Source organism: Nocardioides ultimimeridianus (assembly GCF_054777895.1).
Map to the genome: position 1 here is coordinate 60052 of NZ_BAAHAB010000006.1, position 12666 is coordinate 72717.

At 70.0% G+C, this 12666-nt stretch carries 12 protein-coding genes; 5 read left to right on the forward strand and 7 right to left on the reverse strand.

Annotation, left to right across the window (positions count from 1 at the left end; translation table 11 throughout):
* Positions 1-67: 67 nt before the first annotated feature.
* From ACYU8V_RS06635 to ACYU8V_RS06645, 3 genes are read right to left on the reverse strand one after another with little or no spacing between them, the layout of a single operon-like run.
* Positions 68-1258: an FAD binding domain-containing protein gene (locus ACYU8V_RS06635; RefSeq protein ID WP_460846081.1), complete on the reverse strand. Its 1191-nt coding sequence runs from the start codon at positions 1256-1258 to the stop codon at positions 68-70.
* A 31-nt stretch (positions 1259-1289) separates the two neighbouring features.
* Entirely contained in the window at positions 1290-2219 is a 930-nt protein-coding gene (locus tag ACYU8V_RS06640) for a cyclase family protein (RefSeq protein ID WP_460846083.1), read from the reverse strand.
* Positions 2219-2518: a Dabb family protein gene (locus ACYU8V_RS06645; RefSeq protein WP_460846085.1), complete on the reverse strand. Its 300-nt coding sequence runs from the start codon at positions 2516-2518 to the stop codon at positions 2219-2221. The genes ACYU8V_RS06640 and ACYU8V_RS06645 overlap by 1 nt, the downstream gene beginning before the upstream one ends.
* Before the next feature lie 162 nt (positions 2519-2680).
* Between ACYU8V_RS06645 and ACYU8V_RS06650 the strand changes: the two genes are divergently transcribed.
* The 5 genes from ACYU8V_RS06650 to ACYU8V_RS06670 are packed head-to-tail and all read left to right on the forward strand — an operon-like array spanning position 2681 to position 9495.
* Positions 2681-4861 carry an oxidoreductase gene (locus tag ACYU8V_RS06650; RefSeq protein WP_460846086.1) on the forward strand — a complete coding sequence of 727 codons (2181 nt, stop codon included), beginning with the start codon at positions 2681-2683 and terminating at the stop codon, positions 4859-4861.
* Between the two features lie 2 nt (positions 4862-4863).
* Positions 4864-6309, forward strand: a complete 1446-nt coding sequence (locus ACYU8V_RS06655) for an NAD(P)/FAD-dependent oxidoreductase (RefSeq protein ID WP_460846088.1) — start codon at positions 4864-4866, stop codon at positions 6307-6309.
* A gap of 17 nt (positions 6310-6326) precedes the next feature.
* Entirely contained in the window at positions 6327-7499 is a 1173-nt protein-coding gene (locus ACYU8V_RS06660; RefSeq protein ID WP_460846089.1) for an XdhC family protein, read from the forward strand.
* The gene (locus tag ACYU8V_RS06665) at positions 7496-8380 is read left to right on the forward strand and encodes an AAA family ATPase (RefSeq protein ID WP_460846090.1); all 885 of its coding nucleotides are present in this window, start codon (positions 7496-7498) and stop codon (positions 8378-8380) included. The genes ACYU8V_RS06660 and ACYU8V_RS06665 overlap by 4 nt, the downstream gene beginning before the upstream one ends.
* Positions 8381-8382: 2 nt before the next feature.
* Positions 8383-9495 carry a vWA domain-containing protein gene (locus ACYU8V_RS06670; RefSeq protein WP_460846092.1) on the forward strand — a complete coding sequence of 371 codons (1113 nt, stop codon included), beginning with the start codon at positions 8383-8385 and terminating at the stop codon, positions 9493-9495.
* A 5-nt stretch (positions 9496-9500) separates the two neighbouring features.
* Here the strand turns inward: ACYU8V_RS06670 and ACYU8V_RS06675 are convergent, their stop codons facing one another.
* From ACYU8V_RS06675 to ACYU8V_RS06690, 4 genes are read right to left on the reverse strand one after another with little or no spacing between them, the layout of a single operon-like run.
* Positions 9501-10073 (reverse strand): NADPH-dependent FMN reductase, encoded by a 573-nt coding sequence (locus tag ACYU8V_RS06675; protein WP_460846093.1) that lies wholly within the window; start codon positions 10071-10073, stop codon positions 9501-9503.
* A complete protein-coding gene (locus ACYU8V_RS06680; protein WP_460846095.1) occupies positions 10070-10468 on the reverse strand; it encodes a hypothetical protein in 399 nt (132 codons plus the stop codon). Before ACYU8V_RS06680 ends, ACYU8V_RS06675 begins: the two co-directional genes overlap by 4 nt.
* The gene (locus ACYU8V_RS06685; RefSeq protein WP_460846097.1) at positions 10465-11742 is read right to left on the reverse strand and encodes a Glu/Leu/Phe/Val family dehydrogenase; all 1278 of its coding nucleotides are present in this window, start codon (positions 11740-11742) and stop codon (positions 10465-10467) included. Before ACYU8V_RS06685 ends, ACYU8V_RS06680 begins: the two co-directional genes overlap by 4 nt.
* Positions 11743-11744: 2 nt before the next feature.
* Positions 11745-12614, reverse strand: coding sequence for a 3-hydroxybutyryl-CoA dehydrogenase (locus ACYU8V_RS06690; RefSeq protein WP_460846098.1), 870 nt, complete (start codon positions 12612-12614; stop codon positions 11745-11747).
* Between the last annotated feature and the right edge of the window lie 52 nt (positions 12615-12666).

Consider the following 12666-nt stretch of genomic DNA (forward strand, 5'->3'; position numbering starts at 1 on the left):
GAATCCTGGCACTGCCGGACGCCGGCGGAAGGCCCGCGACTCGGCCGATCACGCCGCGCAGGAGGCGCTACTGCAGCTGCGGCTGAGGCAGCCCGAACCGGTACTCCGGCGCACCCGGCGGGAAGGCTCCGCCGTGCTGGAGCACGGCCGCCATCGCCCGCACCTTGGTGAGATAGGCGTGGCCGATCTGGAGCTGACGGGGCTCCCAGGCTGCGAGCGCCGCGGCGACGTCGCCGCCGGTCGCCGCCAGGTTGTCCGCCAGGCCCCACGCGTCGGAGCACGCCTTCGCCGCACCGGCCGCGGCGTGGGGGCGCGGCGTGATCGCAGCGTCACCCATGAGGACCACGTCGTCGAAGACCATCCGGTCGATCGAGGCGTCCGAGACGATGGTCACGAACGGCTTCGACGCCGACCCGATCAGCTCGGCGAACGGGCCGTCGAGCTCCCGCGCCGCCCGTGCACGGAACTCCTCGAGGTTGTGCGGGGCGAGTGCCTCGTGGTGGACCGAGACCGGGCGACGCTCGCCGTCGGCCGCGGTCATGAGGTCGTCCAGGGCAGGGCCCTCCGCAACGTTCCAATACCACTGGAAGTTGAGACGGGCGTCCCCGGTGAGCCGGCCTTCGGCAGAGACTTGGGGGATCGGGTAGGCGATGATGTGGCTGTCGTCGAGGAGCCCGTAGCTGAAGGCGTCCTGGAAGAACTCCCACGTCTCGGCCGACACGTCGGCACGGTCGACCATGCCCCGCCAGGTGACATAGCCGGCGTACGTCGGCATCACGCCGAGGAGGGAAGCACGCGCGACGGAGCCGCCACCGTCCGAGCACACGAACAGGTCGGCCTCGACGACCTTTCCGTCCGCAAGCTCGGCGACCGTCCGGCCATCCTCCCGGCGAAGGCCGGACAATGCCTTGCCCAGGTGGTAGCGCTCGGTGCCGAACACATCCAGCAGCTGCCGGTACATCGCGTTGTACGCCGTGAAGCGCCACTCCGCGTCGACCTCACCGGCCAGCACGCTGGTCGACGCGTCGTAGTACCGCATCGACGAGCTCGGCACGCTGACGTCGTCCAGCGTTGCTCCGGCACGCTCGACGACATAGCGGACCAGCTCGGGTTGGACCACGATCCCGGTCCCGAACCCGGACAACAGCTGCGGCGTGCGCTCGTAGACGTCGACGTCGCAGCCGATGTCGCGCAGCAGGTTGGCTGCGGTGAGTCCGCCGATCGACCCGCCGATGACGGCTACCTTCGGCATGCTCATGGTCGTGGTGCTTCCCCTCGTCGTATGTCGGTCAGTTGGCCCGGAGCGGCAGGGCGATCGGGCGCAGCGGGGCGCCGCTGGCACCACGCAGCCGGATAGGCGCGGCGATCAGGCAGAACTCCTCGACACCGTCGCGCGACAGCTCCTCCAGGTTCGCCAGCTCGATCATCGGAACGCCCGCTTCGGCCAGGAAGTGGCAGTGCCCGGGCAGCCAGTTGTCCTCGTGCTGCGACGGACCGACCTCGACGCACTCCTGGTCGGCGGCGATGGCTGAGATGCCTTGACCGGTCAGCCAGTTCGCGGCCTCGAGGCTGAGTCCCGGAGGGTTGCCGAGCACCTTGGAACCGTCGGGCCAGTAGCGCATCCGTCCGGTCCGCACGAAGGCGACGTCGCCCGGCTCCAGAGTCAATCCCGCCGCGGCGAGGGCCTTCTGGCAGTCCTCCACGGTGATCGCGTAGCTGTCCGGGAGGCAGTCGACACCCATCACCTTCGCGACATCGAGCAGCACCCCCCGGGTGATGATCGGCGGGATGACCTCGGCGCCACCCTTGACCCAGCCGCGGCTACCGAGGTTCTCCTCGGCCTTGAAGTTGTTGTAGATCTGTCCGTCCACACCGAAGTGGTTCAGCGAATCGATGTGGGTCCCGGTGTGGGTGTACATGAAGATCACGTCGCCCGAGTAGCAGACGTGGCGGTTCACCGCATCGCCGACGCCGTTGAGGTTGTCGACCACCGTGCCCGCCGGGGTGTGGCTCATGTAGATCTGGTAGCTCGGGTCGCCCGCCGCCTGGAAGCTGGGCATGCCGACGAAGTAGTCGATGCTCAGGTCGTACGAGCGCGAGCCGTCGACCCGGGCCAGCACCGCCGCCGACTTCTCAGGGGTGAGGTGGTTGAGCGCGCCGAGCTCGTCGTCGGGCCCCCAGGGGCTCGTCGCGACCTTGATCCCGGCCTGCGCCCCCATCACTCGCCCTCGCGCACGAAGTCGACGACAGCTCGCTCGGCGAGCTGCGGCTTGAGCTTCGCGACGACCTCGAGGTGGAAGGAATCGACCGAGTAGCGCTGCAGGTCCTCCCACGAATCGAAGTCGTTGATGAGGACGCCGCTGAAGGGGGCGCCGTTGTCGCCCGGGTCGCCCTCGTGCGCGCCGAGCTCCCAGTACTTGATGTACGGGTACGGCTCGCGCAGCGTGTTCAGCAGCTCGATGACGTCATCGTTGCTGTGGCCCTCGGCCACCCGCCAGGAAAACACGTGTCGGATCATGGGCTTCTCCTTAAAGAACGCTGGACGACTCACGGGATTTCGTGTGGCGTCAGTCTCGGAGCGCTGGACATGAGGTGCCTCTTCATGCTCTGACAAGATCGCGACGCGGTTTGTCGGATTGGTGAGGGTCAGGCGCTCCTCCGGCGCGTCTACGTTGTGATGGTGACCACCGATCCGCGCCACGCTCCGCTGTTCGAGCCCCTCCAGGTCGGCCCGAAGACGTTCCGCAACCGCTTCTACGTTGCCCCGCACTGCTCGGGGCTCGGCGTCGAGTACCCGGGAGCGCAGGCCTACCTGCGCGGGATGCGGGCCGAGGGCGGCTGGGCTGCGGTCAACACCGAGTACTGCGCCGTGGACGCCGAGAGCGACGACGCGCCGTGGGTCCAGGCCCGGCTCATCGACCAGCGCGACGCGGCCAACCTTCGGCTCATGGTCGAGCGCGTGCACGAGTTCGACGCGCTCGCCGGCGTACAGCTGGTCTACATGGGACCCGACCACACCGGGTTCGTGACCCGCCTCCCCGCCGGCGGCCCATCACAGGTCACCAGCCCCATGTCCGGGCACTCCTGCTACGAGCTCGACAAGCGCGACATCCGCCGGATCCAGAAGTCGTACGTCGACGCGGCGATCCGGGCGCGCGACATCGGCTTCGACCTCGTCCAGGTCGCGGCTCGGGAAGGCTTCTCCCTGCCGCTGCAGTTCCTGTGGCGTTACTGGAACCACCGCACGGACGAGTACGGCGGTTCCATCGAGAACCGCGTCCGCTTCTGGCGCGAGACGATCGAGCAGGTCCGCGACGCGGTCGGGGACGACTGCGCGATCGTCGCCGGGTTCTGCCTCGACTCCTTCAACGACGAGTCGGAACGTGCGTTCAAGGTCAACGAGGACGGCATCGCCGTCGTCGAGCTGCTCGACGACCTGGTGGACCTGTGGGACATGCAGGTCGGTCACCTCGAGGACGACGTCAGCTCCTCGCGGTTCTTCGAGCCCTTCTGGCAGCGCAGCTACATCGAGCAAGTCCGTCCGTACGCCAAGAAGCCGATCGCCGCCGTCGGTCGCTTCACCGACCCGGAGCTGATGGCCCGCGCCGTCAAGGACGGGGTGATCGACATCATCGGTGCCGCCCGCCCGGCAATCGCCGATCCCTTCATCCCCCTCAAGATCAAGGAGGGACGCGGCGACGACATCCGCGAGTGCATCGGATGCAACATCTGCGTCTCCCGCTTCAACAACGGAGGCGGCCGCATCGTGTGCACCCAGAACGCGACCGTCGGCGAGGAGTACCGCCGCGGCTGGCACCCGGAGAGGTTCAACGCGTCCGAGGCGGCCGAGCGGCCCATCCTGATCGTCGGTGCCGGCCCGGCCGGCATGGAGTGCGCCCGCGTACTGGGCGAGCGCGGCTTCGAGAACGTCCACCTCGTCGAACGTGAGGCGGAGGTCGGCGGCCACGTCAACTGGGTCTCCCAGCTGCCCGGATTCCGCACCTGGCGCCGCGTCGTGGAGTACCGCGAGGCACAGCTCGCGAAGCTGTCGAAGGTCACCGTGCTGACCAACCACCCGATGGGCGTCGACGACATCCTCGAGTACGGCGCGCAGACGGTCATCCTGGCGACGGGCTCCGCCTGGGATCCCACGGGGACTAACCCCATCACGCACGTTCCGATCGACGGCGTCGCCGCGAACCCGGGGATGGTCTTCACCCCCGAGCAGGTCATGGTCGAGCGCGTGCAGCTGCCCGGCGACACGGTCGTCGTCTACGACTGCGACGGCTACTACATGGGGTCGAGCATCGCGGAGAAGCTCGCCAACGACGGCAAGTCGGTCACGCTGGTGTGCCCGGCGGACCAGGTCGGGTCCTACCTCTTCTTCACCGACGAGGGCGGCCACAACATGCACAGCCTGCTGCAGCTCGGCGTCGACATCGTGCCCAGCCACCTGGTCACGTCGATCGAACCGGGCAGGGTCAACGGTCATCACAGCTACCACTCCGGTCGTACGACGACGTGGGCCGCCGACTCCGTCGTGATGGTCACGCAGCGCCGCTCCCGCAACGACCTGTACGCCGACCTGACGAGCGACGCCGCGCGCCTCGCCGCCAACGACATCGAGCAGGTCTTCCGCATCGGCGACTGCGTCGAGCCGCGGGTGATCGCGGAGTCGGTATTCGAGGGACATCGGCTGGCACGCGAGATCGATGCGCCCGACCCGGCCGTCCCGCTCCCCTTCATCCGCGAGCAGCGGATCCTCGGCTGGCGCGAGGACGACTACGACGCCGAGCTGACCCACCGACACCTGCCCCTGACTCCGGTCTCGCGCACTTCCGCCACGCAGCCGGCACGTTGACCATGGCCGCCGACCCACGTGCGACGGCCGTTCGTCCCACCGACGTGCGCCGGCTGACCGGCACGCACGCCGAGCACCTGTCGTACTGGATGGTCGATGCCGTGGCATCCGAGGACGAGGTCCTCACGCGGCCGACGCTGGACAGGGACCTCAGTGCTGACGTGTGCGTCGTCGGCGGCGGCTTCACCGGCCTGTGGACGGCCATCGAGCTGAAGCGACGCGACCCTGGCACCGACGTCGTGCTGATCGAGGCCAACATCTGCGGCGCCGGTGCGAGCGGGGCGAATGCCGGGATCGCGATGAACCTGTGGCCCAAGCTCGGCGCCATGATGGCGGCCGGCGGGACCGACGAGGCCGTCGCCCTCGCGCACGCCTCGACGCGCGCCGTCCACTTCCTGATCGACTTCTGCGAGACCAACGGCATCGACGCGCAGGTGCGGCGGACAGGTTGGCTCTGGGCCTCGACGAACCGCACCCAGGACGGCGCGTGGGACGACGCGGTCCGGACCGCCTCGTCATACGACGGCTCGCCGTTCACGGTCCTCGATGCCACCACGGCCTCAGAACTCGCGGGCACGCAGGTCCGCGGCGGCGTGCTGGACAGCACCTGCGCGCACCTGCACCCGGGTCGCCTGGCGCGTGGCCTCGCGCGGGTGGCCGAAGGGCTCGGCGTCCGGATCCACGAGCGTACCCCGATGACCGGCATCCGGTACTCCACGGGCGATCCCGTCGTCACCACCCCCACCGGCTCGGTTCGCTCATCAAGCGTCGTCCTCGCCGTGAATGCGTGGGCGGCGAATTTCCGGCAGTTCCGTCGGCACCTGGTCATGACCGCCTCCGACAACCTGATCCTCAAGCCTGACCGGCCACTGGTGGACCGCGGCCTGGCCAGCGTGTCGGACGCGGGTCGGTTGCTCGACTACTGGCGGCCGCTCACGGACGGCAAGCTGTTGTTCGGAAAGGCCGGGCTGGGCCTCGGCTTCGGCGGACGCGGCGCGAGCACCCTGTACCAGCAGGCGCCGCGGGCAGGTCGGCTGCGGAGGCAGCTCCTCACTGCGCTGCCGGAGCTCTCCGGCGCACGGACCGTGTCGGCGTGGCGTGCGCCGGTCGAGTACTCCGTGTCGTCGCTGCCGTTCTTCGTCCCGCTCGCCGAGCATCCGCGCGTGTTCTGCGGCACCGGCTACTCCGGCGACGGGATCGGACCGTCGGTGCTCGGAGGGCGCGTGCTGGCAAGCCAGGTGATGGGGGTGCGCGACGAGCTGTCGACGTCATTCCTGACCAGGGAGCCGGCCGGGCGTGGGCTCCCGCCGGAGCCGTTCCGATTCCTCGGCGGCCAGGCCGTCAAGGCCGCCCTGCTCCGAGGCGACCGGCTGGCGGATGCGGCCCGCCCGATCGACCCGCTGACCCGGCTGGTGAGCCGGATCGACCCGACTTCGTTCGTCGGCTGAGGAGGACCGGAGGACAAATGAGCACAGAGGTGATCACCAACGACGAGGTCCTCGCCGCCGCACGACGCAGCTGGCTGGACGGCGAGATGTTCGGCATGGCCACCGTGGTCGGGACTCGCGGCTCGGCCCCCCGCCCGCTCGGCGCGCGGATGACGGTCGACCGCGACGGCGCGGCGCTCGGCTCGGTCTCCGGCGGCTGCGTGGAGGGTGCGGTGTACGAGCTCACGCAGGAGGTCATCGCCGACGGCACCCCCGTCCTGGAGAGCTACGGCTTCTCCGACGACGACGCGTTCGCGGTCGGGCTGACCTGCGGCGGCGAGCTCGATATCTTCGTCGAGCGTGTCGACGCACGCTCGTTCCCCCAGTTCGGCCTCTTCCTCGACGACATCACTGCCGACCGACCCGTCGCGGTCGCCACGGTCATCGCCCACCCCGACCCGGCGCGCGTCGGGATGCGGATGCTGGTGCGCCCGGGCGATCCGGCACTGGGTGAGCGCGGAACACTGGGGAGCGACCACACCGACCGGGCGGCGTACGACGACGCGCTCGGCCTCCTCGCTGCCGGTGAGAACGCCGTGCTCACCTACGGCCCCGACGGCGAACGACTCGGCTCGGGCATGCAGGTCTTCGTCGATTCGCACGCACCGCGGGCGCGGATGCTGGTCTTCGGAGCTATCGACTTCGCCTCTGCCGTGTGCTCACTCGGGAGCTTCCTCGGCTACGAGGTCACCGTGTGCGACGCTCGGCCCGTCTTCGCGACCCGGCGGCGTTTCCCGGCCGCGGACCACCTGGTGGTCGAGTGGCCCCACCGCTACCTGGCGGCCGAACGCGACGCCGGACGCATCGACGAGAGGACCGCGATCGTGGTCCTCACCCACGACGCGAAATTCGACGTGCCGCTGCTCGAGGTCGCCCTGCGTCTCCCAGCCGCGTACATCGGCGCGATGGGGTCACGCCGTACCCACGAGGACCGGCTGTCCCGCCTCGCGGCGGTCGGCGTCACCCCGCATGAGATCGCGCGCATGCACAGTCCCATCGGGCTCGATCTCGGCGGCCGGACCCCCGAGGAGACGGCCCTCAGCATCGCCGCGGAGATCACCGCCCACCGCTGGGGCGGGTCCGGCAACTCTCTGAACCGGACGCGCGGTGCGATCCACCAGCCGGCCGGTCACCGCGCGGTCGTGTCATGACTGAGGACGTGCCCTCCATCGTCGAACGCCTCGCCGGCACCGGCTACCTCTGTGACACCAACCTGGCGACCACCACGTTCCTGGCGATCCGGATGGGGCGGCCGCTCCTGCTGGAGGGCGAGCCGGGTACCGGGAAGACGGCCCTGGCCGAAGCGCTGGGCGTCGCCCTGGGCCGCCGGGTGGTCAGGCTGCAGTGCTACGAGGGCATCGATGCGAGCCAGGCCCTCTACGACTGGAACTTCCCTCGCCAAATCCTGCACCTCAGGGCGTTGGAGGCCGCCGGATCCCGCATCGGCGACACGGGCTCGCCGGAGCAGCTCGAGCACAGCCTGTACGACGAGCGCTTCCTGCTCGACCGTCCAGTGCTGCAGGCGTTGCGCGGCGAGCCCGCCGTGCTCCTCATCGACGAGATCGACCGGGCCGACGACGAGTTCGAGGCCTTCCTGCTCGAGGTCCTCGCAACTGAGCGGATCACCATCCCGGAGCTGGGCACGATCCGAGCGACGACGCCTCCCCTCGTGGTCCTCACCTCGAACCGGACCCGTGAACTCCACGACGCCCTGAAGCGCCGCTGTCTCTACCACTGGATCGACCACCCCGGCCTGGATCAGGAGGTCGCGATCCTGCGATCACGGGCACCCGAGGTCTCCGAGCGGCTCGCACGCGCGGTGGCCGAGGTCGTGCACGCGCTGCGGCGGGAGGCCAACCTGCTCAAGCCGCCGGGCGTCGCCGAGTCGCTGGACTGGGCTCGCGCCCTGCACCGCCTGGGCGCAGTGGAGCTGGACCTGGTGTCGGCGACCGCCGCGATCGGAGCCCTGGTCAAGCACCGGGAGGACACCGACGAGGTCCGCGCGAGGCTCGCCGGCCTGTTGAGCGACTGACCGTGGTGGCCCCGGACCGTGATGCCGACGAGATCCTGGTCGGGTTCACCCACGCGCTCAGGGCCGCGGGGCTCGCGGTCGGCTCCGCCCGCTCGCGGGTGTTCCTCGAGGCCGCCGAGATGCTGGGACCGACGCCCGACGGGCTGCGCGGAGCCGGTCGCGCGACCCTGTGCTCCGGTCCCGGCGACCTCGAGATCCACGACGCTGTGTTCGACCTGTACTTCAACGGCGACCTGACCCTGTCCCCCGGCCCGCGCCTACCTCCGACTGAGGTCGAGCCCTCGCCGTTCGCCGCGTCGGACACCCCTGACGTCCACGCCGACGACGCGCCCGGTTCGCCCGTCACCGTCACCGCCAGTCGGACCGAGGTCCTCCGCACCCGCGACCTCGGCGAGCTGGCCGCCTCGGAGAAGCACCGGGTCGACGAGCTGATCAGCCGACTCGTGCCGCGTTCCGCCCTTCGGCGTACCGCCCGCCGGGAGCGGCATCGCCACGGCGAGCTGGACGCCGACCGGACGCTGAGAGCCATGCTCCGCCGGTTCGGCGAGCCGAGCGCGATCGAGCACCGCCGCGCGACCCGACGACCGCGTCGGATCGTCCTGGTCGTGGACATCTCCGGCTCGATGACCCCGTACGCCGACGCGACCCTGCGCCTGGCCCACCGGATGACGCAGGCACTCCCCGGGCCGGTCGAGACGTTCGCGGTCGGCACGCGGGCAACATCGCTGACCCGGCAGCTGCGCACGCGGTCGACCGATCGGGCGCTGAGCGCCGTGGCGAGCGCCATCCCGGACTGGTCCGGCGGGACCCGTCTCGGCGACAACCTGCGGGCACTCCTGCGCGATCGTGTCGTTCGTCAGGCGGTCCGTGGCTCCGTCGTCGTGATCTTCAGCGACGGATGGGAGGCGGGAGACGTGACGCTGCTCGGCGACCAGGTCCGTCGGCTCCACCTGCTCGCCCACCGGACCGTGTGGGTCAACCCGCACCGCGGCAAGGTCGGCTATCGGCCCGTGCAGCGAGGGGTTCTGGCGATCCGTCCCCACGTCGACCACTTCGTCGCAGGACACTCCGTCGCGGCTTTTGCCGACCTTCTCGACCTCGTCGCCGAGGTGTGAGGCGGTCAGTCCCGGTCGCGAAGCGGGGCGAGCGCGGCGGTGAGGCGCGACACCTCGTCCAGCATGGCCTTGGCGGCACCGTCCAGTCCGTCGTCCGGGACGAACGCGTCGTGCTCGATCCGGGACGCGAAGCTCGGGATCGACACGGCCTCGACCGCAGGAACCATGCGTAGTGCCGCGAGCACCGGCTTCAGCGATGCGACGGACCGCAGGCCCCCCGACACGCCGCCGTAGGACACCAGCCCGACCGGCTTGTCGGCCCACTCGACGAACAGGAAGTCGAGGGCGTTCTTCAGCGAGGCAGGGAACGAGTGGTTGTACTCGGGAGTCACGATCACGAAGGCGTCGGCACGGGCCACCGTGCTGCTCCAGGCCCGGGTGTGGTCCTGGGTGTAGCGCTGCATGCTGGGGTGGTGGGGCTCGTCGAGGAGGGGGAGACCGACCTCCGCGAGATCGACGAGCTCGACCTCGAACCCGGCATGGGCCTGGGCAACGTCGGCGATCCAGTGCGCGACAGCGTCCCCGCGGCGGCCGGGGCGGGTGCTGGCGACGATGATCTGGAGAACGGGCAGGGTCATGACAGCTCCTTGTCGACGGAGCGGGCGGATCCCGCTCCGGGGGTGAGGGTCCAGCCACGGGCGCGTGCCAGGACTGGGGTGCGTGGATCGGTCAGCGCGTGATCGGCGCAGAGAGTGGCGAGGTACTCGACCTGGACGGCCCACGGACGTCGATCGACGACCACCGCCGACAGCGCGACAGCGGCGTCCTCGGGTGCGGTGCGCAGCGCGTTCCACGCGATCTCGAGGTCGTCGTACCCGATGGCTGCGCCGGCGGTGCCGAACTCGGACTCGACGACCTCGTTCCGGAGGCGGTCGAAGGCGCGCAGCACGTCGGCACCGGTCAGCGGGGCTGCCGAGGCGCGGACGAGGGTGGTGGTCACCCCGGTGGACGTCGGTGCGGTCGTGGTGGTCACGGGTACAGCCCTCTCGCTCGGTGTGCTTCGGCCACGGTCTCGACGGCGATCGACGTCGCTGCCGTTCGCAGGGTCAGGCCGTGCTGGACGGCGTGGTCCCGGACCCGGTGCCACGCCAGCACCATCCGCTCCTCGAGTCGCTGCTCGACCTCCCGGACCGACCACCAGTACGTCTGGTTGGCCTGCGCCCACTCGAAATAGGAAACGACGACCCCACCCGCGTTGGCGAGGATGTCCGGAACGACGACGACACCCGACGCGGCCAGGATCTCGTCGGCGGCCGCGGTGACAGGTCCGTTCGCGCCCTCGACGACGATCCCGGCCCGAACGCGCCGCGCGTTGTCGGCGTGGATCACGCTCTCGACAGCGGCCGGTACCAGCACCGTGACCTCGAGCTCGAGGAGCTCCTCCTTGCAGGCGAGCTGGTCGGCGCCGGGGAACCCGGCGACCGAGCCGGTCTCGTCGACGTACCGCTCGAGCCCGGGGACGTCGAGCCCGCCGGCGGCGTGGACCGCGGCGTACTGGTCGCTGACTGCGACGACCCTGACCCCCCTCTCGTGGAGGATGTGTGCGACGCCACGACCGACCTTGCCGAAGCCCTGGACCGCGACCGACGCGTCCGCCACGACCAGGGACTGGTCCGCGAGCGCGCATACCGCGACGTGGACGACCCCCAGCGACGTCGCCATCGCCCTGCCGAGGGATCCGCCGAGGCTCAGCGGCTTGCCCGTCACCACACCGAGCACCGTCTGTCCCCGCGCCACCGAGTAGGTGTCCATCAGCCACGCCATCGTCTGCTCGTCGGTCCCGATGTCAGGGGCCGGGATGTCGATCTCCGGGCCGATGAACGTGGCGATCTCGCTCGTGTAGCGACGTGTGACCCGCTCGAGCTCGGCGAGGCTGTAGCGCCTCGGATCGATCGCGACGCCGCCCTTGGCACCGCCGTAGGGCACGTCGAGAAGCGCGCACTTCCATGTCATCCACATCGCGAGAGCACGCACCTCGTCGAGGTCGACCGACGGGCTGAACCTGAGGCCGCCCTTGGCCGGCCCACGCGACAGGTTGTGCTGGACCCGGTGACCGGTGAGCACCTCGATCGAACCGTCGTCACGGCGCAGCGGGATGCTGACCGTCATCTCGCGGCGCGCGACGGCAAGCATCTGGTAGACGCTGTCGTCGTACCCGAGCAGATCGACCGCTGCCCGTAGCTGTAGCCGGGCATCGTGCAGGGGCGTCGCCGTCGTGGCCTCGCCGCGCTCCACCGCCAGCGTCATCGTCAGGCTCCCGGGGTCGTGTAGTCGAAGAACCCGCGTCCGGTCTTGCGTCCGAGCTGCTGTGCCTTGACCATCCGCAACAACAGCGCCGGCGGCGCGAAGTGCAGCTCCTTGAACTCCTCGTACATCGACTCCGCGATGGCGGCCGTCGTGTCGAGCCCGATCAGGTCCGCGAGCTCCAACGGGCCCATCGGGTGGGCACACCCCAGCCGCATGCCCGCGTCGATGTCGTTGGCGGAGGCGAAGCCGGACTCGAGCATCCGGACCGCCGACAGCAGGTACGGGATCAGCAGCGCGTTGACGACGAAACCAGCGCGATCCTGCGAGGTGATCACCTGCTTGCCGAGCGCCGAGGTCACGAAGTCGGTCGCGATCTCGACCGTCTGCGGCGAGGTCTTGAGAGAGGTGACGATCTCGACCAACGGCAAGACAGGCACCGGGTTGAAGAAGTGGATCCCGACCACCCTGTCAGCCCGGCCGGTCGACATGGCGAGGTTGATGATCGGGATCGAGGAGGTGTTGGAGGCGAGGATCGCATCCGGACCGACGATCGAGTCCAGCTGCGAGAACAGCGCGCTCTTCGCGGCCGGGTCCTCGACGACCGCCTCGACGACGAGGTCGCGGTCGTGCAGGTCGGCCAGGTTGCTGGTGAACCGGAGGTGTCCCAAGGCCCGTTCGTGCACCTCGTCGGTCAGCTTGCCCTTGCGCAACGCACGCGCCAGGGAGCCGGTGATCCTCGCCCGCGCCTGGTCGACCCGCGCGTCGTCGGTCTCGCACACGAGCACGTCGAGGCTCGCGCGGGCACACACCTCGGCGATGCCTGATCCCATCTGGCCGGCACCGACGACGGCGATCTTGCGGAGGGAGTTCATGGTCCTGTCCTGGTGGTGGAGGGTGGAGATCCGCCGGCCGCGGCGGGAGTTT

Excerpts from the sequence above, each read along its gene's own strand:
- ACYU8V_RS06675 (WP_460846093.1), bottom strand. The coding sequence starts at position 10,073 with ATGACCCTGCCCGTTCTCCAGATCATCGTCGCCAGCACCCGCCCCGGC.
- ACYU8V_RS06635 (WP_460846081.1), bottom strand. The coding sequence starts at position 1,258 with ATGAGCATGCCGAAGGTAGCCGTCATCGGCGGGTCGATCGGCGGACTC.
- ACYU8V_RS06690 (WP_460846098.1), bottom strand. The coding sequence starts at position 12,614 with ATGAACTCCCTCCGCAAGATCGCCGTCGTCGGTGCCGGCCAGATGGGA.
- ACYU8V_RS06640 (WP_460846083.1), bottom strand. The coding sequence starts at position 2,219 with ATGGGGGCGCAGGCCGGGATCAAGGTCGCGACGAGCCCCTGGGGGCCC.
- ACYU8V_RS06655 (WP_460846088.1), top strand. The coding sequence starts at position 4,864 with ATGGCCGCCGACCCACGTGCGACGGCCGTTCGTCCCACCGACGTGCGC.
- ACYU8V_RS06665 (WP_460846090.1), top strand. The coding sequence starts at position 7,496 with ATGACTGAGGACGTGCCCTCCATCGTCGAACGCCTCGCCGGCACCGGC.
- ACYU8V_RS06685 (WP_460846097.1), bottom strand. The coding sequence starts at position 11,742 with ATGACGCTGGCGGTGGAGCGCGGCGAGGCCACGACGGCGACGCCCCTG.
- ACYU8V_RS06660 (WP_460846089.1), top strand. The coding sequence starts at position 6,327 with ATGAGCACAGAGGTGATCACCAACGACGAGGTCCTCGCCGCCGCACGA.
- ACYU8V_RS06645 (WP_460846085.1), bottom strand. The coding sequence starts at position 2,518 with ATGATCCGACACGTGTTTTCCTGGCGGGTGGCCGAGGGCCACAGCAAC.